Source organism: Streptomyces xiamenensis (assembly GCF_000993785.3).
In the GTDB taxonomy this organism is placed as follows: Bacteria; Actinomycetota; Actinomycetes; order Streptomycetales; family Streptomycetaceae; genus Streptomyces; species Streptomyces xiamenensis.
Genome location: NZ_CP009922.3, coordinates 3,533,473 through 3,557,492, shown reverse-complemented (window position 1 = coordinate 3,557,492; position 24,020 = coordinate 3,533,473). Strand labels below are relative to the sequence as shown.

At 73.5% G+C, this 24,020-nt stretch carries 19 protein-coding genes and 1 pseudogene; 10 read left to right on the top strand and 10 right to left on the bottom strand.

Going from position 1 to position 24,020, the window contains the following annotated elements; translation table 11 throughout:
- Nucleotides 1-177 precede the first annotated feature (177 nt).
- Entirely contained in the window at nt 178-1,050 is an 873-nt protein-coding gene (locus SXIM_RS16415; RefSeq protein ID WP_030729174.1) for a helix-turn-helix domain-containing protein, read from the top strand.
- A 193-nt stretch (nt 1,051-1,243) separates the two neighbouring features.
- Complete coding sequence (locus tag SXIM_RS16410) at nt 1,244-1,456, top strand: DUF397 domain-containing protein (RefSeq protein ID WP_030729178.1); 213 nt, start codon at nt 1,244-1,246, stop codon at nt 1,454-1,456.
- 87 nt (nt 1,457-1,543) lie between these two features.
- Here SXIM_RS16410 and SXIM_RS16405 read toward each other — a convergent pair whose 3' ends face one another.
- Complete coding sequence (locus SXIM_RS16405) at nt 1,544-2,662, bottom strand: ADP-ribosylglycohydrolase family protein (protein ID WP_046724521.1); 1,119 nt, start codon at nt 2,660-2,662, stop codon at nt 1,544-1,546.
- Nucleotides 2,659-5,283, bottom strand: coding sequence for a bifunctional FO biosynthesis protein CofGH (locus tag SXIM_RS16400; protein WP_046724519.1), 2,625 nt, complete (start codon nt 5,281-5,283; stop codon nt 2,659-2,661). Before SXIM_RS16400 ends, SXIM_RS16405 begins: the two co-directional genes overlap by 4 nt.
- Before the next feature lie 158 nt (nt 5,284-5,441).
- Between SXIM_RS16400 and afsR the strand changes: the two genes are divergently transcribed.
- The 3 genes from afsR to SXIM_RS16385 all read left to right on the top strand — a co-directional run bounded on the left by afsR (nt 5,442) and on the right by SXIM_RS16385 (nt 9,247).
- Nucleotides 5,442-8,369, top strand: a complete 2,928-nt coding sequence (afsR, locus tag SXIM_RS16395) for an SARP-family global regulator AfsR (protein ID WP_030729186.1) — start codon at nt 5,442-5,444, stop codon at nt 8,367-8,369.
- Nucleotides 8,370-8,541: 172 nt separating this feature from the next.
- Complete coding sequence (locus SXIM_RS16390) at nt 8,542-8,739, top strand: hypothetical protein (protein ID WP_148236124.1); 198 nt, start codon at nt 8,542-8,544, stop codon at nt 8,737-8,739.
- A 187-nt stretch (nt 8,740-8,926) separates the two neighbouring features.
- Nucleotides 8,927-9,247 (top strand): hypothetical protein, encoded by a 321-nt coding sequence (locus SXIM_RS16385; RefSeq protein WP_030729192.1) that lies wholly within the window; start codon nt 8,927-8,929, stop codon nt 9,245-9,247.
- A gap of 319 nt (nt 9,248-9,566) precedes the next feature.
- On the opposite strand, the gene SXIM_RS16380 is transcribed toward SXIM_RS16385, so the two are convergent.
- Nucleotides 9,567-11,192 (bottom strand): hypothetical protein, encoded by a 1,626-nt coding sequence (locus SXIM_RS16380; protein WP_030729195.1) that lies wholly within the window; start codon nt 11,190-11,192, stop codon nt 9,567-9,569.
- Between the two features lie 166 nt (nt 11,193-11,358).
- Between SXIM_RS16380 and SXIM_RS16375 the strand changes: the two genes are divergently transcribed.
- Nucleotides 11,359-11,970, top strand: coding sequence for a hypothetical protein (locus SXIM_RS16375; RefSeq protein ID WP_030729198.1), 612 nt, complete (start codon nt 11,359-11,361; stop codon nt 11,968-11,970).
- Nucleotides 11,971-12,121: 151 nt separating this feature from the next.
- On the opposite strand, the gene SXIM_RS16370 is transcribed toward SXIM_RS16375, so the two are convergent.
- Nucleotides 12,122-12,646, bottom strand: a complete 525-nt coding sequence (locus SXIM_RS16370) for a hypothetical protein (RefSeq protein ID WP_168222773.1) — start codon at nt 12,644-12,646, stop codon at nt 12,122-12,124.
- An 89-nt stretch (nt 12,647-12,735) separates the two neighbouring features.
- Nucleotides 12,736-15,021 (bottom strand): serine/threonine-protein kinase, encoded by a 2,286-nt coding sequence (locus SXIM_RS16365; RefSeq protein WP_030729203.1) that lies wholly within the window; start codon nt 15,019-15,021, stop codon nt 12,736-12,738.
- Nucleotides 15,022-15,234: 213 nt separating this feature from the next.
- Between SXIM_RS16365 and SXIM_RS16360 the strand changes: the two genes are divergently transcribed.
- Nucleotides 15,235-15,882, top strand: a complete 648-nt coding sequence (locus tag SXIM_RS16360; RefSeq protein WP_030729206.1) for a TetR family transcriptional regulator — start codon at nt 15,235-15,237, stop codon at nt 15,880-15,882.
- Nucleotides 15,883-15,987: 105 nt separating this feature from the next.
- Entirely contained in the window at nt 15,988-17,157 is a 1,170-nt protein-coding gene (locus SXIM_RS16355; RefSeq protein ID WP_046724517.1) for a flavin-containing monooxygenase, read from the top strand.
- Between the two features lie 170 nt (nt 17,158-17,327).
- On the opposite strand, the gene SXIM_RS16350 is transcribed toward SXIM_RS16355, so the two are convergent.
- Both SXIM_RS16350 and SXIM_RS16345 read right to left on the bottom strand, forming a co-directional pair.
- Nucleotides 17,328-17,741 (bottom strand): ATP-binding protein, encoded by a 414-nt coding sequence (locus SXIM_RS16350; protein WP_030729212.1) that lies wholly within the window; start codon nt 17,739-17,741, stop codon nt 17,328-17,330.
- 209 nt (nt 17,742-17,950) lie between these two features.
- Nucleotides 17,951-18,316, bottom strand: a complete 366-nt coding sequence (locus SXIM_RS16345; RefSeq protein ID WP_030729215.1) for an STAS domain-containing protein — start codon at nt 18,314-18,316, stop codon at nt 17,951-17,953.
- A 311-nt stretch (nt 18,317-18,627) separates the two neighbouring features.
- Between SXIM_RS16345 and SXIM_RS16340 the strand changes: the two genes are divergently transcribed.
- On the top strand, nt 18,628-19,182 hold the full coding sequence (locus SXIM_RS16340; RefSeq protein ID WP_030729218.1) for an RNA polymerase sigma factor: 555 nt from the start codon (nt 18,628-18,630) through the stop codon (nt 19,180-19,182).
- Nucleotides 19,179-20,613: pseudogene (locus tag SXIM_RS28830) on the top strand (anti-sigma factor family protein). Before SXIM_RS16340 ends, SXIM_RS28830 begins: the two are co-directional and overlap by 4 nt.
- Nucleotides 20,614-20,646: 33 nt before the next feature.
- On the opposite strand, the gene purU reads toward SXIM_RS28830, so the two are convergent.
- The 3 genes from purU to SXIM_RS16320 all read right to left on the bottom strand — a co-directional run bounded on the left by purU (nt 20,647) and on the right by SXIM_RS16320 (nt 23,803).
- Nucleotides 20,647-21,525 carry a formyltetrahydrofolate deformylase gene (purU, locus tag SXIM_RS16330; RefSeq protein WP_030729220.1) on the bottom strand — a complete coding sequence of 293 codons (879 nt, stop codon included), beginning with the start codon at nt 21,523-21,525 and terminating at the stop codon, nt 20,647-20,649.
- Nucleotides 21,526-21,617: 92 nt separating this feature from the next.
- Nucleotides 21,618-22,064: an SCO4402 family protein gene (locus SXIM_RS16325; protein ID WP_030729223.1), complete on the bottom strand. Its 447-nt coding sequence runs from the start codon at nt 22,062-22,064 to the stop codon at nt 21,618-21,620.
- A gap of 143 nt (nt 22,065-22,207) precedes the next feature.
- Nucleotides 22,208-23,803, bottom strand: a complete 1,596-nt coding sequence (locus SXIM_RS16320; protein ID WP_052385109.1) for a hypothetical protein — start codon at nt 23,801-23,803, stop codon at nt 22,208-22,210.
- Between the last annotated feature and the right edge of the window lie 217 nt (nt 23,804-24,020).

Sequence of the window (24,020 nt, the reverse complement as noted above, 5' to 3'; positions counted from 1 at the left end):
ACCGGGAGCCGCATTCGGCATGGGGTGCGACAGGGTGCAGACCGCACCCTGTCGTACCCCATGCCGGTGTTTCCCAGCGGGCGCACCTCCGTAGATGGCAGGCTGCTGAGCACCGGTCATATTGATCCACGTGATCGACGTGATCCACGCGATCTACGCAACGGAGGTGCACCGTCAGTGGCGGGCAATGTCAATCCCACTGTCCGGCGACGCAGACTCGGGCAGGAACTGCGGCGGCTTCGCGAGGACAAAGGCATGACGGCCGAGGAGGTCGCCGACCGTCTGCTGGTGTCGCAGTCCAAGATCAGCCGGCTGGAGAACGGCCGCCGGAGCATAAGCCAGCGCGATGTGCGCGATCTGTGCGGCGTGTACGAGGTCGATGACAAGAAGCTCATCGAGTCCCTCATGCAGATGGCCCGCGAGTCGCGGCTCCAGGGCTGGTGGCACGCGTTCGCCGAACTGTCGCCCACCTACAGCGTGTACATCGGCCTGGAGATGGACGCGTCCTCGTTGCGCGTGTACGAGCCGCAGGTCGTTCCCGGGCTGCTCCAGACGCACGACTACGCGGCGGCCGTGATCGCCGGCGCGCTGCCGGAGGTGGCGGCGGAGGAGGTGGACAGCCGGGTGCAGGTGCGGCTGCGGCGCCAGCACCGGATCCACGAGGACCGGGTCCCGTTGCGGCTGTGGGCGGTGGTGGACGAGGGCGCGCTCCGGCGCGCGGTGGGTGGCGCGGAAACGATGCGCGGTCAGGTCGAGCATCTGCTCGACTGTTCACGGCTGCCGCACGTGACACTTCAGGTGATGCCGTTCTCGGCGGGCGCGCATCCGGGGGTGAACGGGCAGTACACGATCATGGAGTTCCCGGAGAACTCGGATTCCACGGTGGTGTATCTGGAGGGGGTCACCAATGATCTTTATCTGGAGAAGCCCCATGACGTGCAGCATTACAGCGTGATGTACGAGCATCTGCGGGCGCAGGCGCTCAGTCCCGAGCAGACCAGGGACTTTCTGGAGGGGCTGCTCGAGGAGTTCGTCAAGCAGGCTTCGTAGCGCACCGCGATCGAGCGGGCGCATATTGTAGTGTCAAAACCCTTTTCAGTAAAGGGAATTACGCGCTCATCATTCGGTCGGGTGAAGGTCTCCGTCAGGTGTCCGGCCGGACGAGTACGGTCGCTCCGATGCGCCGCCGCATGATCACCCGGCGGCGCTCCCACCCCCACCGGGAGAGAGAGCCGGAGCAGCCATGGCAGTGAAGCAGGGCACCACCCCCACCTGGACGAAATCCTCGTATTCCGGCGGCAACGGCGCCTGTCTCGAGGTGAGGTCCGACGCCCCCGCACTGCTGAGCGTCCGGGACTCCAAAGTGCCGTACGGGCCACGGCTCGGGTTCGGTGCCGGACCCTGGACCGTGTTCGTCGGCGCGGTGACACGGACCACCGGGTTCCCGCCGCGCTGAGCCGCGCCACCGTGCCGGCACGGCACACCAGCGGTACGGGTGCCCTCCCGTTCTCTCCCACCACGCCGGGAGGGCACCCCCGGCCGGTCAGCCGCGCGGGTAGCGCTCCAGCCACGCCGCGGACGACTCCCCCGGGCCGTGCAGCGCCGGGCCCTGCGTCATCTCCAGGGCGAAGTCGTCCGCAAGTTCGGCGATCGCCGCCCTGCCCTCCAACTCCACCAGCCAGCCGGGCGGCAGCGCGGTCTCCCCGTGCAGCGCGCCCAGCAGATTGCCGCACACCGAGCCCGTGGAGTCCGAGTCACCGCCGTGGTTGACCGCCAGCAGCAGCCCGTGCTCCATGTCCTCGGCCACCAGCGCGCAGTACACGCCGATCGCCAGCGCCTCCTCGGCCACCCAGCCCTCGCCCAGCGACGCCACCCGTTCCGGGGACGGCAGCCCCTGCCGTACGGCGCCCAGCGCCCGTTTGAGGGCGTCCGTGGTCTCCTCGTGGTCCGGCCAGCTGCCGAGTTGCACCAGCGCCTTCTGCACCGCCGCGTCCAGACCCTCGCCGCGCACCAGCGCGTGCGTGATCGCCGCGAACGCCCCGGCCGCCAGCCGCCCCGTGGGATGCCCGTGCGTCTGCGCGGCGCACTCCACCCCCAGCTGGAACACCAACTGCGGCTCCCAGCCCACCAGCAGCCCGAACGGCGCCGAACGCATCACCGTGCCGCAGCCCTTGGAGTCGGGGTTCTTGGGCTTCTCCACCGTGCCCATCGCCTCGTCCGCCAGCCCGCTCAGACACGCGTTGCCCGGCGCCCGGCGCGCGTACAGCCACTCCTCGCGCGCCAGCCAGCCGTCCCCCTCCCGCCGCTCGTCGGGCCCCCACTCGTGCTGGGTGCGGTACCAGCGGCGGTACGCGGCGTGCACGTCGGTGGGCGGGTGCCAGGCGCCGGTGTCCCGCCGCACATGGGCACGGATCAGGCCGTCCACCGTGAACAGCGTCATCTGCGTGTCGTCGGTGACCGCCCCGCGCCGCCCGTACGCCTGGACGTAGTCGCCCACCCCCTGCGGGCCGTGCGTCGCGCGGATCGCCTCCAGCGAGTCGAACTCCACGCCCGCGCCGAGCGCGTCGCCGATCGCACCGCCCAGCAGACAGCCGCGCACGCGGGAGCGGAACTCCTGCTGCTCCGCCCGCCCCCATATGGCCCCGGCGACCGGCGCCGTCACCGGCCACCGCCGGTGCCCGTGCCCAGGACCGGCAGCAGCTCCGGCAACTGCCCGTCGCCCGCCCGGGCGGCCTCCGTACGCTCGGCGCCGACCGGCCCGTACAGCGTGGTCCGCAGCCGTGAGGGCCGACCGGCCGCCTCCGCGATCGCCCGCAGGTCCTGCACCGAGCGATAGGAGCCGTAAGCCGACCCGGCCATACGGGAGATGGTCTCCTCCATGAGTGTGCCTCCCAGGTCATTGGCGCCCGATCGCAGCATCTCGGCGGCGCCCTCGGCCCCAAGTTTCACCCAGCTGGTCTGGATATTGGTGATGTAGGGGTGAAGGAGCAGCCGGGCCATCGCGGTGACCGCGCGGTTGTCGCGCGCGGTGGGCCCGGGGCGGGCGATGCCGGCCAGGTAGACGGGGGCGTTGGTGTGGATGAAGGGGAGGGTCACGAACTCCGTGAAACCCGCCACACCCTTCTCCTCGTTGGCCCGCTGGATGCCGGCCAGGGTACGGAAGTGGCCCAGCCAGTGCCGGGGGCTGTCCACGTGCCCGTACATCATCGTGGAGGACGAGCGCAGCCCCACCTCGTGCGCGGTGGAGATCACCTCCACCCAGGTGTCGGCCGGCAGCTTGCCCTTGGTGAGGATCCAGCGCACCTCGTCGTCGAGGATCTCCGCCGCCGTGCCCGGGATCGAGTCGAGTCCCGCCTCCTTGGCGGCGATCAGCCACTCGCGGATGGACAGGCCCGTACGGGACGCCCCGTTGATGACCTCCATCGGGGAGAAGGCGTGCACATGGATGCCCGGCACCCGCTGCTTCACCGCGCGCACGATGTCGAAGTAGGCGTCGCCCGGCAGATCGGGGTGGATGCCGCCCTGCATGCACACCTCCACGGCGCCCACCTCCCACGCCTGGGCGGCGCGTTCGGCGACCTGGTCCAGGGAGAGGGTGTACGCGTCGGCGTCGGTGCGGCGCTGCGCGAAGGCGCAGAACCGGCAGCCGGTGTAGCAGACATTGGTGAAGTTGATGTTGCGGGTGACGATGTACGTCACGCCGTCCCCCACCACATCGCGCCGCAGATCGTCGGCGGTACGGCACAGCGCGTCCAGCGCCGGGCCCTCGGCGTGCAGCAGCGCCAGCGCCTGGGCGTCGGTCAGCCGCGTCGGATCGGTGGCCGCCACCGACAGGGCCTCCCGTACGTCCGCGTCGATCTTCTCCGGCACCATGCCGGGGGCCGCCGCCTCGCGCAGCGCGGACCAGTCCCCGTACACCTCGTCGAAGTCGGTACGGCGGTCCCCGGTCCGTCCCGCCGTGTCGATCTCGTGGTGCAGCGCGGTGCGGCCGGAGGCGGTCAGCGGCTCGTCCGGCTCCTGCCACGGCAGCCCGGCCGGCAGCGCGTCCGCGCGGGCCAGGCCGGTGTCCGGGTCGGCCAGCGCGCGGACGTGCGGCAGCAGTCGCGGGTCCAGCCACGGCTCCCCGCGCCGGATGAACTCCGGGTAGATCGTGAGCCGTTCGCGCAGCTCGAAACCGGCCGCCGCGGTCCGGGCGGCGAGTGCGTCGATCACCGGCCAGGGGCGCTCGGGGTTGACGTGGTCGGGGGTGAGCGGGGAGACGCCGCCCCAGTCGTCGATGCCGGCCCGGACGATGAGCGCGTACTGCTCGTCGACGAGGTTGGGCGGCGCCTGGATGCGGGCGGCCGGGCCCAGCAGCAGCCGGGCGGTGGCGATGGTGGCGGCCAGCTCCGCCACCTCGGCGTCCGGGGTGCCGCGCATCGCCGTGTCCGGCTTGGCGCGGAAGTTCTGCACGATGATTTCCTGGATGCCGCCGTACGCGCGGGCGGTGCGGCGCAGCGCGAACAGCGCGTCCGCGCGCTCGGCGTACGTCTCGCCGATGCCGATGAGAATCCCGGTGGTGAAGGGGACGTTGGAGCGCCCGGCGTCCTCCAGGACGCGCAGCCGCACGGCCGGCTCCTTGTCGGGCGAGCCGTGGTGCGGGCCGCCCGGCTCGGACCACAGGCGGGTGGCGGTGGTCTCCAGCATCATGCCCATGGACGGGGCGACCGGCTTCAGCCGCTGGAAGTCGGTCCAGGTCAGCACGCCGGGGTTGAGGTGCGGCAGCAGCCCGGTCTCCTCCAGGACCCGGATCGCCATCGCCCGGACATAGGCGAGGGTGTCGTCGTAGCCCTCGGCCTCCAGCCACTCGCGCGCCTCGGGCCAGCGGTCCTCGGGGCGGTCCCCGAGCGTGAACAGCGCCTCCTTGCAGCCGAGGGCCGCTCCCCGGCGGGCGATGTCCAGCACCTCGTCCGGGGACAGGAACATGCCGTGGCCCTCGCGGCGCAGCTTGCCGGGCACCGTGACGAAGGTGCAGTAGTGACAGCGGTCCCGGCACAACCGGGTCAGCGGAATGAAGACCTTCTTGGAATAGGTGATGACCCCGGGGCGGCCGGCGGCTTCGAGCCCCGCGTCCCGCACCCGGCCCGCGGCGGCCGCCAGCCGTTCGAGGTCCTCGCCACGGGCCTGGAGCAGCACCTCGGCCTCGGCGGCGTCCAGGGCCACCCCGTCGTCCGCCCGGCGCAGCGCGCGCCGCATCGCGTTCACTGTCGGTCCCTGCCCGGGTCCCTGCGCGCTTGTCGTCATTCCTCGAGCATACGAGCGTGAGCTGGACGAATCGCTGGGAAACCCCTTGCGCCCTCAGCGGATGTCTAACCCACTCTTTATCGGGGAGAGTTCAGACCGATAGACTCCAACGTTCGCCCGAGCAGCGGTTCACGAGCGGTTGAGAAGCAGAGGACACCATGGCCGAAGGCAAGGGGATCCCGGTGCGCACGCCCGCCTTGCGGTTCGCCGTGCTGGGCCCGGTACGGGCCAGGAACGGGGAGACCGAACTGCCCACCGGAAGCCCTCAGCAACGCGCCCTGCTGGCCGCGCTGCTGCTGCGCGGCGGGAGCACCGCCACCGCGCAGCAACTGGTGGACGCGATATGGGGGGAACAGGCGCCGCAGCAGGCGGTGGCCGCCCTGCGCACCTACGCCTCGCGGATGCGCAAGTCGCTGGGCGACCGGGTGGACGTCCTCGTCAGCGAGTTCGGCGGGTACGCGCTGCGGCTGGGGCCGCACGACGAGCTGGACCTCGACCACATGCGGCAGCTCGTCTCCCGGGCGGACGCCGCCGCGTCCGCGGGAGACCTGGACAAGGCGCTGGAACTGTACGGGACGGCCCTGGAGTTGTGGGACGGCGAGCCGCTGGCCGGGGTGCCGGGCCCGGACGCCGAGCTGCACCGGGCACGGCTGGCCGAGGAACAGGCGGTGCTGCTGGAGAACCGCCTCGACCTGGCGCTCCAGGCCGGGCTGCACGCCGAGTCCGTCTCCGAGCTGACGGCGCTGACCACCGTGCACCCGCTGCGGGAGCGACTGCGCGAGCTGCTGATGCTGGCGCTGTACCGCAGCGGCCGGCAGGCGGAGGCACTGGCCGTGTACGCGGACGCGCGCCGCATCCTCATCGACCAGCTGGGCGTCGAGCCGCGCGCCGAACTGTCCGACCTCCAGCAGCGGATCCTGAACGCCGACGCCTCGCTCGCGCAGCCCGCGGAGCCGGGATCGAGCGGCCCGCCGCTGGTGCGCCCCGCACAGCTCCCGGCCGCCGTACCGGACTTCACCGGCCGGGCCGCGTTCGTCTCCGAGCTGGGGCGGCAACTGGGAACGTCGGGCGGGCGGGTGATGGCGGTCTCGGCAGTGGCCGGGATCGGCGGGGTCGGCAAGACCACACTGGCGGTGCAGGTCGCGCACGAGGCGCGCGAACAGTTCCCGGACGGGCAGCTGTACGTCGACCTCCAGGGCTCGGGGTCCGCCCCCAGCGATCCGGAGGCGGTGCTCGGGGCGTTCCTGCGGGCCCTGGGGGTCGCCGACTCGGCCATTCCCAGCGGGGTCGCCGAGCGGTCGGGGCTCTTCCGTTCCCTGCTGGACGGGCGGCGGGTGCTGACCCTGCTGGACAACGCGCGCGACGCGGCCCAGGTGCGCCCGCTGCTGCCGGGCACTCCGGGCTGTGCGGCCCTGGTGACCAGCCGGATCCGGATGGTGGACCTGGCGGGCGCGCATCTGGTGGACCTGGATGTGATGAGCCCGGAGGAAGCGCTGACGCTGTTCACCCGCATCGTGGGGCGCGAGCGGGTCGGCGCGGAGCGGGACGCGGCGATGGACGTGGTGGCGGCGTGCGGCTTCCTGCCGCTGGCCATCAGGATCGCGGCGGCCCGGCTGGCGAGCCGGCGCACCTGGACGGTGTCGGTACTGGCCCGCAAGCTGAGTGACGAACGGCGCCGGCTCGACGAACTCCAGGCGGGCGACCAGGCGGTGGCGGCCACCTTCGAGCTGGGGTACGGGCAGTTGGAGGCGGAGCAGGCCCGGGCCTTCCGGCTGCTGGGTCTGGCCGAGGGCCCGGACATCTCGGTGGCGGCCGCGGCCGCTCTGCTGGACCGGGAGGCGCACACCACCGAGGATCTGCTGGAGTCCCTGGTGGACACCTCCCTGCTGGAATCGGCGGCCCCCGGCCGCTACCGCTTCCACGACCTGGTGCGGCTGTTCGCGCGTGCCTGCGCGGAGCGCGACGAACGTTCCTCGGGCGAAGGGGAGTCCGCGCCGACGCGGCTGCTGGACTTCTACCTGGCGACGACGGCGAAGGTGTTCGCCATGGAACGGCCGGGCGACCGCATGGTGGAGCATCTGGAGACCACGCACCAGCAGCCGGTCGCGTTCGCCGGCAACCAGCAGGCACTGGACTGGCTGTTCGCGGAGGCGGACTGCCTGCTGAGCGCGGCCCGCCAGGTGACGCGCATGGGCCGGGTGCGCTCGGGTGCGGATCTGCTGCTGATGGCGCGGGATCTGGCGGAGTCGGGAACGTACGCGCGTCAGTTCCTGCTCAGTTGCGAGGCCGTCCTGGCCGCGGCGCAGAAGTCGGAGGACGCGCTGGCCCAGGGGCGCGCGCACGTGTCGCTCGCCAGCGCGTACAGCCTCTCCGGGCGCTTCCGGGAGGGGGACGAGCACGCCCAGCACGCGATGCTGCTCGGTGTGGTGGCCGAGGACCCGGTGGCGGCTGCCCACGGGCTGCAGGAGCGCGGCATCATCGCCCACTACCACGGCCGTGCCCGGGACGCAGAGGAGTTCTTCCACCAGTCCCTCGGGGCGTTCCAGGAGGACGGCAATCAGGCGGGTGAGGCGAGCGCTCTGAGCAACCTGTCCCGGGTGCAGTCCCGGGGCGGGCAGAGCGCCAGCGCCGTGGAACTGGCCGGCCGGGCGCTGTCGATCTATCAGCGGCTCAATTCGATTCTGCGGCTGGCCAACGGGCATTACGCCCTGGGCGTGGCCCTGACCGAGGACGGCAGGCCCTCCGACGGCATGCGGGAGCTGTCCGCGGCACTTGCCATCTTCCGGGAGAACCGGCAGCCGTTGTGGGAGGGGATGACCCTGCTGCGGCAGGCCGAGGCGCTGCTGGCACTGGAGCAGCCGGCGGAGTCCGCGGCGAAGGCCGAGGACTCGCTGGCACAGTTGCGGGACATAGGCGGGCCGTGGCGGCGGGCCAAGGTGCTGACCGTTCTGGGGCGCGGACTGCACATCATCGGGCACTCCGACCGGGCCCGGGCCTGTTGGGAAGCGGCGCTGGAGGCGTTCGAGGAGAACGGGAGTCCCGAGGCCCAGGAGGTCAGGAACCTCCTCAGCCGGGTCGACGTCTGACACCGCGAATAAAAATCGGCCGGTCCATTCATCAAACGTTTATCGTGCTCTGGAATGTTCCGACCCGGCAGCCGCTAAGGGGGACTGCCGGGTGGTCGGCCGCGGGGAACTGGGGAAACGCGGCCTGGCTCGTCCGACCACCACCGCACTTCTCAAACGGGAGGGTTCCACCATGACCGACGTCAAGCCGCTGGGCGACACCCACATCACCTCCGAGCCGGCCCCGGCCGAGGACACCCACATCACCGGCGAGCCCACGAAGACCAAGGCCAAGCGGAAGGGTGCGGTCAAGCCGCTGGGCGACACCCACATCACCTCCGAGCCGGCCCCGGCGGGGGACACCCGCACCACCGGCGAGCCCGTCAAGTAAGGGAATCCGCGGGCCCGGACCTTCACGAGTGGAACCGGCTGCGCTGCCGCGAGACGCGACAGGCAGCCGGTTCTTGCTGTGCGGGACTGGGCATCTTTCACCCACAGCGGGCGCCGGCACCGTCCGTGTGCCGGTGCCTTTCAGGTCCCCGCACCAGCGGGGATCTCCTTCGTCATAGGAGGCACACATGACCCTGTCCAGGAGACTTCTGCCGGCGCTGGCGCTCGCCGCCGTGGTGGTCGGAGGGGCCGCGGCACCGGCGATCGCGGGTGGCGGTCAGCCGGCCGACGCGCCGCTCGGCGACGGCCACATAACCGATGTGACCCCGCTGGGCGACACCCACATCAGCTCGGAGCGCCCGCTGGGCGACACCCACATCAGCTCCGTGCGGCCGCTGGGCGACACCCACATCAGCTCCGTGCGGCCGCTGGGGGACACCCACATCAGCGACAGCTCCATCACCAGCACCCCGACCGCCGGGGACGCCCACATCACCGGCGCGGAATGACGGCCGGTACGGAGGTGAGGCCGGTCCCTTGACCGGCTGAGACGTCCGTGCGGACGGCAGGGGGACGGGCCCTTCGGGGCCCGTCCTTCCGCGTTTAGCAGTCGTTTATGCCGGGCTGTCATGCTCATCAGTGTCCGGCCGCACAGGGGTGCGCGGCCGGTCTCCAAGGGGGGATCTGTTCGGCGGACGCGGGGGAGCTGCTGAACAGATCCGGTGCCGATCGGCCCGGGTGGCGTGGAGGGGGCGCCATCCGGGCCGTTCTTCGTGTGCGGGCCGATCGACCGAGCCGACTGACCGGGCCCGTTGACCGGGCCGGAACCTAGGGGACGTAGACCGTGGCGGCCGGGGGGCTGGTGTCCGCCGGGCCGAACTCCAGCAGCTCGCGCGCGAAGATCCGGGACTCCCCCGCCGGGTGGAAGCCGGAATCCTCCGGCGAGGACACCCCGGCCCGCGGCAGGGCCAGCACCTGGGGTTCCTCCCTCAGCAGCGCGCCGAGCCCCGTACCGGCACCGACCCTCGAGGGCTCGCCGTCGGTCAGGGTCACCGTCAGCACGGCGTACGAGGGCCCCGCGGCGGTTTCGCTCACCGGCAGGCTCGTGAGGACCAGGGTTCCCGTCTGCCGGTCCCCCTCGTCCGCCGCCCACACCGCCTCGGCCGACAGCCGCTTCTCCAGCCACGCCGGAAGGTCGAGGCCGCCCGAGGCGACGGTGCCGCGCGGCACGCCGTGCAGGACGACCACGTGTGCGCCCGATTCCTGGATGCCGGTCAGCACCTCGGGGGGCGAGGCGCCGGCCACGTCCCAGTTGAGGACGCGGTACATGCCGCCCGCCGTGTCCACCGGCAGCGGGTCGGCCGCCGGGCGGGCGGCCCCGGCCAGCGGCGGCACCGCCAGCAGCACGCTGGCCGCCACCACCGGTCCGAACGGCCGCAGCAGCCGGGCCGGACCGGCGGCCTCCCCGGCCGCCCAGCCCAGCCCGATCGCCCCGGCCACCACCGGCCACGGGCTGGGCAGCAGCACCAGCGCACAGCCCACCCCGCACCCCGCCCCGGCCAGCGCCAGGTCGGCCAGCGCGCCGTGCCCGGTGGCCGCCGTGCGCTCCCAGGCGGTCAGCGCCCGGCGCACCACGTACGGCAGGACGGCCAGCGCCAGCAGCACGGCGGGGGCCGCGAGCGGCGAGGGCAGCAGGGCGAAGGCGACGGCCAGCGGCAGCACGATCACCACGCCGCGCGGCAGCGGTACGGACAGCGCCGCGACGCCGATCGCCGTGCCCATCGTGATCCACACCCCGGCCAGCGTGACCGGGATCCCGGCCCACACGGCGAGGAACGCCGGGGAGCCGAGCAGCGTGTACAGGCCGAGCGCCGGGCCGAGCAGCGCCACCTGGACGCCGCCGCCGACGGCGGGCGGCGGGGTGCCGAGGGTGGCCACCCAGGCGCCGGCGGCGAGCAGGGCGGTCAGCGCCAGGGAGAGCAGGACGGCGAGCGCCCCGCCGTGCCACAGCGGGTCCCACAGGTCGCCGAACAGACGCAGCGTCACATCGGCGGCCACCGCGAGCGCCAGCGCCCGCGCCAGCCGTCCCGCACCGTCCTCGGCGACGGCCGACAGCCGCCGCACGACCAGGACGAGCGTGGCCAGCGCGACGGCGAGCACCAGGCCGACGACGGGCGTGACACGTACCGGCTCGGCCAGCAGCAGCGTCCACAGCACGGCGAGCGTGCCGAGTGCGGCGGGCAGCGCGTGCCGCGGGCCCAGCCACCACACCAGCGGCCCGGCGACGGCGGCGCAGGCGGCGGCCGGCAGCAGAGCGGGCAGATCGGCTATGGAGGTCCCGATCACGGTCCCGGCCAGCCGCAGCAGGTGCAGGGTGACCAGGGAGACCACGGCGGCGACGAGCGTGAGCGCGGTGGGGGTGGAGCGTACGGCTACGGCCGGAAGGGGCACCATGGCCGCTGACCCTAGCCGGTGCCCCCGGGTGCGGATCAGCCGAGGTCGGGCAGGGGCGGGGGGCGGTGCGGCGCCGCGCGCGGGAAGCGGTGTCCGGCGGGGCGTCGCCGGTCCCGGCGGGCGGGGTGGAGATGCGGGGTCACTCGAACCGGCTTACGGTCGAGGCATGGTACGTAACGCATTCGGGGCCGTGCTCGCCGTCCTCGGGGCGGCGGCGGCCCTGCTCGGAGTCTTCGCGGACTGGTACGGGTCCCGCACCGGCCGCTCCTTCCGGATCACCCAGTTGTTCACCTCGACCGGGATCACCGGGGACAAGGCGGCACTGTTCAACGGCCTGTTCCTGGTGATGCTCGTGGCCGCGGTCGTCGCGGCGCTGGCGATCGTCCTGCGCTCGGGGTGGCTTTCCCTGCTCTCCTCGGTGCTCGTGCTGGGCTTCACCATCCTGTGGATGGTCCGCCAGTACCAGGTCGCCGACAGCCTCCTGTTCGGCCGGGGCGGTCTGGGATGGGGCTGGGCGAGCACCATGATCGGCGGCTTTCTGCTGCTGCTCTCGGCGGCGGCCATGGCCGGCCGGTCGGGACAGGGGCGGCACGCCCGGCCTCGGCACGAGCGGTACCCGGAGGAGCCGTCGCACGGTGAGGTGGTGGAGGGGCCCTGGGCGGCGGGCGACGCGCCGGGCACCGGCGCCGCTCCCCCGCCGCCCCAGGACCGCAGACCCCGGTGGCGGCCGGGCGACGAGGGTGAGGACGAGGGCGGCCGGGGGCGGGACGCCGCTTAGGCGGTCTCGTCCGGGACCCGGCCGTTCGCCCGGCACGCCGCCGCGCCGCCCCTGGGGGCGGCGCGGCGCTCTCCCGGGGCACGCGCCCGACGGACAGCGCCGGACCGCCCGGTGGGGGCGGTCCGGCGGCGGGTCCGGTTCCGGGGCCCGGTCAGCCGACGCGGATCATGCTGTCGATCATGCCGCCCCAGGCCTGGCCCTCCCAGCCGATGAACAGGCGGTTGCCCTCCTCGTTCAGCTCCAGGGTGCCGCGTACCCGGTTGGGGTTCTCGACGTCGCAGGCCAGCTCGATGACCGGCTCCGGGTCCGCCGCGCCTGTCACCGTGCCGGGACAGCTCAGCGGTCCGGTGGTCTCCACCGTGTCACCGGTGATGGTGAGGGTCTCGATGTCGTTGTCGTCGACGATGGACTCCCACACACCGTCCAGGCCCTCGCCCGTGATCGAGCGGGCCTCGTCCTCCGCGATCCGGTCGCGCGACTCCTGATCGCGCGCCTCATCGTCCGAGGCGGAGCCCTCCTCGTCCCCGTCGTCCCCGTCCCGCGCGTCCTGCTGCTCTTCCTGCTCCTGCTGCTTCGGCTCCTCGCCGGCCCCGTCGTCGCTGCCGCAGCCGCTCAGCACCAGCAGTGCCGCCACCGCCGCCGCTGCCGCCGTCCGCGCCGATCCCCGTGTACGCATGGTCATGCCGTCTGTGCCCCGTTCCCTCGATTCCCTGATGACCGTGTCCGGGCCCCTCTTCGGCGGACCGGCACGTCCGGCAGAGCGGGTCAGCCCTGCCGGGTCCCCCGCGCGGCGTCCAGCGCGTACACGCAGTGGTCCTTGCTGCACGCGAACACGACGCCGCCCGAGACCGCCGGGCTGCCCGTGATGGCGCCGCCGGTCTCCAGCTTCCAGGTGAGCCGGCCGCTGCTCGCGTCCAGCGTGTACAGACAGTGGTCCTCGGACCCGAAGTGCACCCGGCCCTCGCTCACCACCGGGCTGCCCACGATCGAGTCGCCCGCCGCGAAGCGCCAGCGCGGGGTGCCGCTCACCGCGTCCAGCGTGTACATGGCCGTCCCGCTGCCCAGATGCACCAGGCCGTCGGCCACCACCACCGCCTCCGTGGACTGCCGCGCCTCGGTCGCGATCCGCCAGCGGTCGTCACCGGTGGCCAGGTCCAGCGCGTAGACGGTGCCCAGGTAATCCGTGAAGTAGATCCCGGCCGCCCGCGAGGACGGCGGTTCGTAGGCGGGCGGCGCGAGGATGGCCGCCGGGGTGTCGAAGCGCCAGCGCTCCGCGCCGGTCGCCGTGTCCAGGGCGAGCACGCGCGAGCCGGCCGTCACGTACACCACCCCGTCGTCGGTGGGGCATATCCGCACCGGGACGCCGCCGGTGGCCGTGGCGTCGCCCACCGGGTACCGCCACAGCTCGCTGCCGGTGCGCGCCTCCAGGACGTACAGCTGGCCCTCTCCCCACGCGTAGACCGCGCCGCCGTGGATGAGGGGCGCGGTCTCACGGGTCTCGAAGTCGGTGTGCGCCCCGGACAGCTCCCACAGCTGCTCGCCGGTGCCGGCCTCCCACACCTGCACGCCGCCGCCCCGGGTCGCGGTCAGCACCGTGCCGCGTTCGGCGCGCAGGCCGTAAATCCAGCCCTCGGTGGGCACCCGCCAGCGGTCGGAGCCGTCGGTGGCGTCCAGCGCGTACAGGCTCGGGCCGTCCGAGGCCAGCACCCGCCCGCCGGTGACCGCCATCGACCAGGCGACCTCACGGGTCTTGAACTGTCTGCGTCCGCTGGCCACATCGAGGGCGTGCACCTCGAAGGAGGTGACGTACAGCAGCCCGTCGCGGACCAGCGGGGTGCCCCACAGGTCGTTCGTCATGCGGAAACGCCAGGGGCGCCAGTCCGGCGGCACCGTGACGGGGGCCGGAGCCGGCGTGGGGGCGGGCGCGGGGACGGCGGCCGGGCGCGGGCCCGGGCCGATGGGCAGCTGGGAGCCGGCCAGCCGGACGGTGGCCTGTTCCTTGATCTGCACCTGCACCTGCGGCTCCTCGGCGCGCGGCACAGGCGGCGGCGGAGTCGGAGGAAGGGGCGGCGGCGGGGTGGGCGGTGCCTGCGGCTCATCACGGCGCGGCGGCGGGGGCGGGGGCGGCGTCCCGCCCGGTGCCGGCGTACCGCGCCCGCGGTGCCGCCGCTCCTCGATCAGCGCGACGGCCCCCGCGGGCAGCCACGCGGACGCCGAGCCGCTGTCGTCGCCCGAGGAGGCGAACAGGTGCGGCGCCAGCCGCGCCTGGAGGTCGGCCGGGGTGGGCCGCTCCTCGGGCTTCTGGGTCATGAGGGAGTCGATCAGCGGGCGCAGCTCGTCGGGCAGCCCCTCCAGATCGGGGCCCTCGCGCAGCAGCATGAACACCGTCTCCACCGGGTTCGCGCCGTGGTACGGGGCGTGCCCGGTGGCCGCGAACACCAGCGTGGAGGCGAGCGAGAACACATCGGAGGCGCCCGTCACTCCGCGTGAGTCCCGGGCCTGCTCCGGCGACATGTACGCGGGCGTCCCGACCGCGACGTTGGTGAGGGTCAGCCGGGTGTTGGAGACCCCGGAGGCGATGCCGAAGTCGATGACCCGGGGCCCGTCCTCCACGACCAGCACGTTGGACGGCTTCAGGTCGCGGTGCACCAGGCCGGCCCCGTGGATGGACTGGAGCGCCTCGGCGATCCCGGCCGCCAGCCAGCGCACGGCCTGCGGGGGCAGCGGCCCGCACTCGCTGACGATCTCCTCCAGCGAGGGGGCGGGAACGTAGGCAGTGGCCAGCCACGGCACGGCGGCCCGCGGGTCGGCGTCCACGACGGCGGCGGTGTAGAAGCCGGAGACCGCGCGGGCCGCCTCGACCTCGCGCGTGAAGCGCACCCGGAACAGCTGGTCCTCGGCCAGCTCCGTGCGCACCGTCTTGATCGCCACCCGGCGCCCGGACGCCGAGCGGGCCAGGTAGACCAGCCCCATGCCGCCGGACCCGAGCCGCCCCAGCACCTCGAACGGCCCGATCCGCCGCGGATCGTGCTGCGTCAGCTGCTGCACCATCGTGCTGGACACCTCCCCGTCAGGACGCTCGTTCGTTCATGCCGCCCCCCGAGCAGCATCTCATTGCTCACGGCACCGGCGGACCGTCGAACCGATTCTTCCCTCCGCCACTGACAGTCGCGAATCCGGGGCCGGGTATGCCCCACTACCACCCCGCTACCCGTTCGGACGCGGCCGGATCGCGCCGTTCGGATACGTCGATAAGCTGACGGCATGACAGGACATGTAACGACTGTGGACGGCCGGGTCGCGGGCCGCCGCGGGCAGGCCACTCGGCAGAAACTGCTGGACTGCCTGGGCAAGATGCTCGCCAGCTCGCCGTACCGCGATGTCAAGGTGATCGACGTGGCCCGCAAGGCGGGCACCTCACCGGCGACCTTCTACCAGTACTTTCCGGACGTCGAGGCGGCCGTGCTGGAGATCGCGGAGGTGACGCTCCGCGAGTCCGCGGCACTCTCCGAACTGGTCGCGGGCCGCTCGTGGACCGGCAAGGCCGGCCGGCGCACGGCGGAGGAACTGGTCGACGGCTTTCTCGCCTTCTGGCGCCGGCACGACGCGATCCTGCGCGTCATCGACCTGGGGGCGGCGGAGGGCGACCGCCGTTTCGTCCGCATCAGGACCCGGATCCAGGGGGCGATCGTGAAGCCGCTGACCGAGTCCATCGACACGCTCCAGGCCAAGGGCCGTGGCGGCACGGCCATCTCCTCGGCGGCGCTGGCCGGTTCGCTGGTCACCATGCTCGCGGCGGTCTCGGCGCAGCCCAAGAGCCTGCAGTCGCTGGGCGCCAAGCAGAACGATCTCAAGCCCGCGCTGACGCAGTTGGTGCACCTGGGCGTCACCGGCAAGAAGCCGGCCGCCTGACCGGCGCCAGGGCGACTTTTCCACGGCGCGGGGGCGCCGGCGAGCCGGTTCCTGTCTCCGTCGGACCCGGTGTCCCCGCGGGCCGTTCTGCGTATCCTCAACGCCATGTCCACGTCCGAGTCCGCATCAGCCGTGTCCCTCCCCCCGGTCCATGTCATCGGCGCGGGTCCCGGCGGGCTCGCCGCCGCCGCGGCGCTCAAACAGCGCGGCATACGCGCCGTCGTGGTCGACAAGGCCGGTGATGTCGGCGCCTCCTGGCGCGGGCACTACGACCGGCTCCATCTGCACACCACCCGGCGCTGGTCCTCCCTGCCGGGGCTGCCCATCCCGCGTTCCGCCGGGCGCTGGGTCTCCCGCGACGACTTCGTGCGCTATCTGGAGCGGTACGCCATCCACCACCAACTGGACCTGGCGGCGGGCGTCGAGGTCTCCCGGGTGGAGAACGGCGGGGACTCCCCCGGCGAGTGGGTGCTGCACGCCAACGGCGGGCGCAAGCTGCGTGCCTCGGCCGTCGTCGTGGCGACCGGCTTCAACCACACCCCGTGGATACCGCCCTGGCCGGGCCGCGAGGAGTTCGGCGGGGAACTGCTGCACGCGCACCGTTACCGCAACCCGGGCCCGTACTCCGGCAAGGACGTCCTGGTGGTGGGCATCGGCAACACCGGCGCCGAGATAGCCGCCGAACTGTCCGGCAAGGGCGGCGCCTCGCGGGTGCGGCTCGCGGTGCGCACCCCGCCGCACATCCTGCGCCGCTCCACGCTGGGCTGGCCGGCGCAGGCCAGCGGGGTGCTGTTCCGGCGGCTGCCGGTGGGGATCGTGGACCGTGCGGCGCGCCCGGTGGCGCGGCTGCTGCCCGATCTGGCGCCGTACGGGCTGCCCCGCCCGTCCACCGGCCTGTACACGCGGGCCAGGGCGGGGGCCATCCCGGTGCAGGACGTGGGGCTGGTCCGGGCGGTGAAGAAGCGCAGGGTCGAGATCACCGGTGCCGTCGAAGGCTTCGAGGGGAACCGGGTCCTGCTGGCGGACGGCACCGCCATCACCCCGGAGGTGGTGATCGCGGCGACCGGCTACCGGCGCGGGCTGGAACCGCTGGTGGCGCATCTGGGGCTGCTGGACGGGGCCGGGCGGCCCCTGGTGCACGGCAGGGAGACCCATCCCACGGCACCGGGGCTGTACTTCACCGGCTTCACCAATCCCATCAGCGGCATGATCCGTGAACTGGCCAGGGACGCCCCGCGGATAGCCGCCGCGATAGCGCGCGGCCGGCGTTCCTGAGCCGTCGCCGCGACGGGGGCGCGGGCCCGCACGGGCAACCGCGCCCGGCCGGCTCCGGCCACCGCGCCGCGTCCGCAGCTGGCCGGATTCGTTCGGCGGCGCGGCGGGGGCCGTACGGTGGTTGGCCGTGCGGTGGAGGGCCGTGCGGTGGAGGGCCGTGCGGCCGGCGGTCACAGCCCGCTCGGGCAGTCCACCTCGCACCACACCCGCTTGCCGGCCGGCTCCTGCTGCCAGCCCCAGCGGTCGGCCAGCAGGTCCACCAGTTCCAGGCCGCGCCCGCAGGTGTCCTCCTGGGCGGCGCTGCGCGGCCGGGGCGCCAGGGCGCTGCGGTCGGCCACCTCAAGACGTACCGGATGACAGCAGGGCCCCTCGCGCACCACCAGCCGCAGCACGGCCGGGCGGCCCGTGTGCACCACGGCGTTGGTCACCAGCTCGGAGACCAGCAGCGTGAGCGTGTCGATCTGCTCCCCGGCCATGCCGGTGCGGGCCAGCCGCTCCCGCAGCCACTGCCGCGCGCGCCGCACCTCCGACGGCTGGGGGCCGACCTCCAGCTGGGTCCGTAGCACCTGCTCCTGTACCTGCACCGTTCACACCATTCCCACCGGCGGACAAACTCGGTGCAGCACAGCATGGTTGAGGGCGAGTCGGGCAACAAGCACTTCCCGCTTATTCCGACGCAAAGGAGTACGGGGTACTGCTTCTGTACGAGATCCGGGCGTTTTTATCGCACACCGGTCCGCACATGGCCGCACACAACAGAGCGGAACGGACCGGAACAGCGCGGAATCCCCGCTCAGGCGGGCAGCGGCTCGGCGGTCGCCGACTCCAGGTCGGGGTAGCAGTCGAACAACCGCCGCACCCCGAGCGCGGCCAGCACCCGGTTGACGTGCGAGCCGTCCTCCGCGCCCCGGTGCGGCAGGATCAGCCGCAGCTGCCCGGCGCACGAGCGCATCAGCCGCCGCGAGGCGACCAGCACCCCCACCCCCGAGGAGTCGCAGAACAGCACCTGCGACAGATCGAGCACCACACTGCGGCGCCCGTCGGCGACCGCGTCGTGGACGTGCTGGCGCACCACGGGTGAGGTCACCAGGTCGAGTTCGCCCGCGACCCGCAGTACGGCCCACTCGCCCCGCGACTCCGCATCCACCGTCAACGTCACGCCTGCGGCCTCTTCCCTCGGTTTTTCGGTTCTTCGGTCTTCCCTCGATCTTCCCTTGACACCCACATCGGCGTCTCCCCAGCGCCCCTGCCCACTTTCCGGCGTCTCAAGCGTCCCGGTGCTGCGTCGCCCGTCCGCCCCCGGTCATCCGGCCATCCGACCCGGACCGGATCCGGCGCGAACGCCCTCCTCCTGGAAAGAGCGGGCGCATACTGCCGTTCGGGGGCGCGCGGGAACAGTTCCTCGCACTACATTTGACGTACGCACGGGGTCGGAGGTTGTGCCGAGTGTGAGAACGCTTGGGGGCAGGGATGGCACATGAGACACCGCCGGAGTGGGATCGCGCCATGCGCCGGCGGCTGGAGCGCGGCGAGGCCGCGGCCCTGGCCGAACTGTATGACCGCTTCGCCTCCCTGGCGTACGGCATCGCCCAGCGCGTGCTGAGCGACGAGGACGCCACGGCCCGGGTGACCCGCGAGGTCTTCGGCCGGATCTGGGCGACCCCCGACAGCTTCGACCCCGAGCAGGGGCCGATGCGCTCCTGGATCGCCGACGAGGCGCACCGGCTGGCGGTGGCGCGGCTGCGCCGCCGGGAGGGCACGGGCGCCGGTTCGGCCGAGCGGATCCGTACCGCCTCCACCCTCGCCCGGGCCGACTACATCGTGACGGCCATGCCCGCGCCGCTGCGCGAGGCGCTGGAACTGGCCAGGGGCGGGCGCACCGACTACCGCGAGGTGGCGAGGGAGCTGGGCATCTCCGACGCCGAGGCGCGGCGCAGGCTGCGGCTGGGGTTGCAGTTGCTGTCCTCAGCCGCTACCTATCCGGATGGCGGCGCCGACGACGTACGACGGGAGCACCGCGGATGACGGCCGCACGGCCCGGTGGCCGGGAGCCCGGTGATCAGGAGCCGGCCGGCGGCGGCGCCGGGTCCACCGGGGCGCCCCGGGTGCCCACGCCGCGCGGCGGGCCCGGCGCGGGCGGCGGCAGCGGCGGCGGTGGCGGCCCCGGGGTGGGCCCCGCCCCGGTGAACCCGGCACGGCGGAGCACCGCACCGCGGCAGCGCACCGGGCCGCGCACCCCCAACCCCGTAGCAGCACCGGGTCCGGAAGGAGACGGGCGGCTGACGCATCAGGAGCTGATGTCGCTGCTGGGGGTGTGGGCGCTGGACGCCTGCTCCCCGGCGGAGACGGCATGTGTGGAGGCGCATCTCAACGAGTGCGCCCGGTGCGCCGAGGAGGCGCTGCGGCTGCGGGACGCGGTGACGCTGCTGGAGCCGCCGCGCAGTCTCGATCTGGATCCGCAGCTGCGGCCCCGGGTGCTGGAGAGCGCGCTGGCGCGCCGCCCGCCGGTGCTGCCGGTGCCGGGGTGGGCTGCCCCGTACGACGCCGAGGCGGCGCGACTGGACGCCCTGCTGCACGACATCAACGCGAATGAATGGGACATCCCGGTGCGGGTGCAGTGGTTCGCGGGGATGAACGGGCGCGCCGGTCGCTGACGATCGCGCAGGTGCTCGATCACCTGGTGGCCATGGACGGTCTGCTGGCCCGGGCCGTGGGGCTGCCCGATCCGCTGGGCGAGGGCGCGCCGGGCGATCCGCTGGAGCGGACCGAGGCGACGTGGCGGCTGGTGGCCGCCACCGCCGGCGGGACGGCGGCGGAGCCGGAGCGGCTCGCGGCGGCCCGGGCCTGGACGCGGTGGCGGGAGCAGAGCCGTGAGCTGGTACGGACAGCCGCGCGGCAGGGCGGGCGCACCGGGGAGCGGATGCTGCCGGCGACGGCGTGCGATCCGGGTCTCTTCCCGGGGCTCGGGGCGGCCACCGAGCCGCAGATCCCGCTGTCGGACGCGTATCTGAACCGGGCGTTCGCGTGCTGGACGCACGCCGGTGACATCGCGCGGGCGGTGGACTACCCGTACGAGCCGCCGCTGGGGTCGCATCTGCGGCTGCTGGTGGATCTCACGGCGCGGCGGCTTCCGGGGTCGATCGCCGGGCGGCGCCGGGCCGGGCTCGCCACCACGCGGGCGCGGCTGACGACGGCGGGGAGTCCGGGCCGTACCGTCCATCTGGAGATCGAGGGCGCGGGCGGCGGCGACTACTGGATTCCGCTGGACTCGCCGACCGCCGCCGTGACGCGGGTGGCGGCGCGGGACGCGGTGGCGCAGGTCGCGCTGGAGGATGTGGAGTTCTGCCAGCTGGCGGCGGGCGGCTGTCGCCGGCCGAGGCCGCGGCGGGCGGGGAGGGCGATCAGGCGGCGATCACGGATGTGCTGAACGCGCTGACCGCCCTCTCTCGGTTGTAGGCCGGGTCCGGGTCCGGGCCCTGGCCCCGGCGGTCAGTCGAAGACGACGGTGCGGGTGCCGTTGAGCAGGACGCGGCGCTCGCTGTGCCACTGGACGGCGCGGGCCAGGGCCTGGCACTCCACGTCGCGGCCGATGGCGACCAGTTGCTGCGGGGTGACGCCGTGGCCCACCCGGGCGACCTCCTGCTCGATGATGGGGCCCTCGTCCAGTTCGGCGGTGACGTAGTGGGCGGTGGCGCCGATGAGCTTCACGCCCCGGGCGTGCGCCTGGTGGTAGGGCTTGGCGCCCTTGAAGCTCGGCAGGAAGGAGTGGTGGATGTTGATGATCCGCCCCTCCAGCTTCTTGCACAGGTCGTCCGAGATGACCTGCATGTAGCGGGCGAGGACGACCAGCTCGACGCCCTCCTCCTCGACGATCCGCAGCACCCGCGCCTCGGCCTCGGCCTTGGTGTCGGCGGTGACCGGGATGTGGTGGAAGGGGACGCCGTAGGAGGCGGCGAGTTCGGCGAAGTCGGTGTGGTTGGAGATCACGGCGGCGATCTCGACCGGCAGGGCGCCGATGCGGGTGCGGAAGAGCAGGTCGTTGAGGCAGTGGCCGAACTTGCTGACCATCAGGACGATGCGCGTCCGCTGGTCGGCGCGGTGCAGCTGCCAGTCCATCTGGAACGAGTCGCCGATGGCGGCGAAGGAGGCGCGCAGCTTCTCCGGGGTGGAGGCGGCGCTCTCGGCGGTGAAGTGCACCCGCATGAAGAACAGGCCGGTGTCGCGGTCGCCGAACTGCTGGCTGTCCTCGATGTTGCAGCCGGTCATGAAGAGATAGCTGGACACGGCGTGCACGATGCCCGGTTTGTCCGGGCAGGAGAGCGTCAGCACATACTCATCGGGGGCGGCGGCGGCAGCAGCGGCATTCATACTGCCCAAGCGTGGCACATTCCGGGGCGGCGGCCCGACCGTGTCCGGACGGCGGTCGGGCCGGGCCGGCGCGGGCCACTGCGGCCTCCGGGTCAGACGGCGGCCACCGTCGCCGTCAGCTCGTCCAGGGATGTCGGCCGCACGTCCGGGTTGTCGCCGTCCGCCGTGGCCAGCCGCACGTGCGCCTCGCGGGCCGCCCGTACCGCCTCCGGCCAGCCGTGGTGCTGGAGGTACGCCGCCACCGGGGCGTCGGCGCCGACCTGGTGCATGATGCGCAGCACGCGCAGCACCGCCACATCCACCAGCGCGGCCTCCTGGGTGTCCCGGAAGACGGTGCCGATGTACTTCTCCGCCGACCAGTTGTCCAGCCAGGTGTCCTCGACCAGCCGGTAGACGGCGTCGGTGACGTCGCCGTAGCCGGGGAGGCCGGGCAGCCAGCACTCCTGGTGGAAGGCGGGGTCCGAGAGCATATGCAGCGCCGAGCGCACATTGGCGCGCCAACGCCACCAGGGCATGTCGTTGAGCGGCATGCCGCCCATGGTGGGGGAACGACGGGGGCGACGGGAAGGGGTTTCCGAATCTGACACAGGAGAGATCGTATGTTTGTGGGCTCGGCGTGCGGTCCGGGGGACCGTACGGCTCCCGCTCCCCCGGCGGCTCGCGCCCGCTCCCGCCGACCGGGTCAGAGCTGGCTCGCGTCCCGGGTGGGCAGCCCGTACTGGCCGGCCACGGGGTTCCACAGCGTGGCCGCCCGCTCCTTGGCGGAGGTGGCCTGGCCGCTGGACTGCTCGGCCTGCGAGGCGTTGTCGGTGTGCCGCGGCGACCCGCCCCGGCACGCCTTGCGGTTGTCCTTCAGCTCCTCGGCCCACGCGGCGTACGAATAGTCGGCGGCGGCGGACGCCTGCCACGCCTCGCGCAGCGCGTCCGAGAGCGACTGGTGGTCGGGCAGCCGGTCGAGCGCCAGTTCGTCGAGCCGGGTGACCAGGCCGTTGCGCTCCTCGCCCGCGGCCCGCAGGTCCTCGGCCGCCTCGCCGAGCCGGTCGCACGTCTTGATGTGGTCCACGGCGGCGATGACCGACTCGCGGCTTCCGCTGCTGTCCTCCAGGAGGTCGGACAGCGCCTGCGCCTGGGCCTGGGCCAGCGCGTGCTCGTCCTCGGGCGCCCCGGCGCCGTCCTCACGGGTGCCCTCGGCCTCGGGGCCGCCGTTGAGGATGCCGTCCTGCTCCGTGCTGCCGGGGCCGTCGTCCCCGGAGCCCTCACCGCCGCCGAGCAGCGCGCCGGCGGCCAGGCCCACGATCGCGCAGCCGATGACCACGGCCGCGATCAGCAGGGCGGGAGAGTTGCGTGCCGAGGGTGCCGGTCCGGCGGCCCGCCGCGCGGCGGCCCGGCCTCCGTGGGGAGGCCCCGCCGGTCCCGCGGGCGCCGCCCTTCTGCCGTGCGGGGCCGGCGGAGGGCCGGCGTCGGTGATCGGCGGCATCATCTGGGTGGCCTCGATGCCGGAGGAGGACGCCGGTCCGGCCGGCGGGGCCGCGTGGCCGGCCGGGCGGCCGTGCCGCCCGCCCCCTCCGGCGGGCCTGGTCACCGCGCGCAGCCGGGTCGTGGACTCCACGTCCTTGATCGGCGGGATGAGCTGGGTGGCGCCCTCCGAGTCCACCGCGCCGCCCGGCGCGGGCAGCTGACGCAGCTTGGCCGTCGAGGTGTCGGCCACCACCGGGGGTATGAGCTGGGTGGCGGCGCCGTGCGGGTCCGCGTCGGTGATCGGCTGGATGAGCTGGGTGGCCGCCTCGTGGTGCTGCGGGGGCGGCGGGGTGTCCCCGGTGATCTGCGGCACGAGCTGGGTGGCCGGGTGGTAGTCTCCCCCAGCCTCCGGCCGGGAGGTGCCCCCGGTGATCGGCGGGATCATCTGGGTGGCCGCCTCGTCCGGACCGGCCGGCGGGGTGCTGGGCATCGGCGGCGTGGCCTGCTGCGGCAGCGCGTGCCGCCCGGCGCCCGGCTGCTGCCGGGGTGGCTGCGACGGGTACTGCTGGTGCGGCTCGTACGGCTGCTGGGACGGGTGCGCCTGGTGTCCGGGCTGCGGCTGGTACGGGGCCTGCTCCGGCGGGTGGGCGGGCTGCGCCGTCACCGGGTTGCGCTGGTCGGGGCCCCACGGCTGTCCCCAGGGCTGCCCCACGGTCGGCGCCGTCACGGTCTCCGCACCCGGGTCGTCCCACGGCCCGCGATGCGAGGGCAGCACCACGCCCTCGCGGGCTTCATCGTCCCGACCGTTGCGGCTGGTCACCAAGGAACTCCTGTTCGCTGAACGCCGATCGCCGGTCACGCTACCGGTTCCGCGGCGCCCCTCACCACGATCCCGCCCCCGCACCGCTCGGATTGAGAAACCCGGGGGGTGATGTACCCCACGGAACCACGCGGCGCCGGGGCGGGACGGGGCTGTTCCGGGTCAGAAGCGGTACGGCTCCGGCTCGCTCGGCCGGACTCGCCGCCGTGGTCGTCGA

What these genes read in the sequence shown, in the direction of transcription:
- SXIM_RS16410 (WP_030729178.1), top strand. Translation starts at nt 1,244, where the DNA reads ATGGCAGTGAAGCAGGGCACCACCCCCACCTGGACGAAATCCTCGTAT.
- SXIM_RS16400 (WP_046724519.1), bottom strand. Translation starts at nt 5,283, where the DNA reads ATGACGACAAGCGCGCAGGGACCCGGGCAGGGACCGACAGTGAACGCG.
- afsR (WP_030729186.1), top strand. Translation starts at nt 5,442, where the DNA reads ATGGCCGAAGGCAAGGGGATCCCGGTGCGCACGCCCGCCTTGCGGTTC.
- SXIM_RS16390 (WP_148236124.1), top strand. Translation starts at nt 8,542, where the DNA reads ATGACCGACGTCAAGCCGCTGGGCGACACCCACATCACCTCCGAGCCG.
- SXIM_RS16385 (WP_030729192.1), top strand. Translation starts at nt 8,927, where the DNA reads ATGACCCTGTCCAGGAGACTTCTGCCGGCGCTGGCGCTCGCCGCCGTG.
- SXIM_RS16380 (WP_030729195.1), bottom strand. Translation starts at nt 11,192, where the DNA reads ATGGTGCCCCTTCCGGCCGTAGCCGTACGCTCCACCCCCACCGCGCTC.
- SXIM_RS16375 (WP_030729198.1), top strand. Translation starts at nt 11,359, where the DNA reads ATGGTACGTAACGCATTCGGGGCCGTGCTCGCCGTCCTCGGGGCGGCG.
- SXIM_RS16370 (WP_168222773.1), bottom strand. Translation starts at nt 12,646, where the DNA reads ATGCGTACACGGGGATCGGCGCGGACGGCGGCAGCGGCGGCGGTGGCG.
- SXIM_RS16365 (WP_030729203.1), bottom strand. Translation starts at nt 15,021, where the DNA reads ATGGTGCAGCAGCTGACGCAGCACGATCCGCGGCGGATCGGGCCGTTC.
- SXIM_RS16360 (WP_030729206.1), top strand. Translation starts at nt 15,235, where the DNA reads ATGACAGGACATGTAACGACTGTGGACGGCCGGGTCGCGGGCCGCCGC.
- SXIM_RS16355 (WP_046724517.1), top strand. Translation starts at nt 15,988, where the DNA reads ATGTCCACGTCCGAGTCCGCATCAGCCGTGTCCCTCCCCCCGGTCCAT.
- SXIM_RS16340 (WP_030729218.1), top strand. Translation starts at nt 18,628, where the DNA reads ATGGCACATGAGACACCGCCGGAGTGGGATCGCGCCATGCGCCGGCGG.
- purU (WP_030729220.1), bottom strand. Translation starts at nt 21,525, where the DNA reads ATGAATGCCGCTGCTGCCGCCGCCGCCCCCGATGAGTATGTGCTGACG.
- SXIM_RS16325 (WP_030729223.1), bottom strand. Translation starts at nt 22,064, where the DNA reads ATGGGCGGCATGCCGCTCAACGACATGCCCTGGTGGCGTTGGCGCGCC.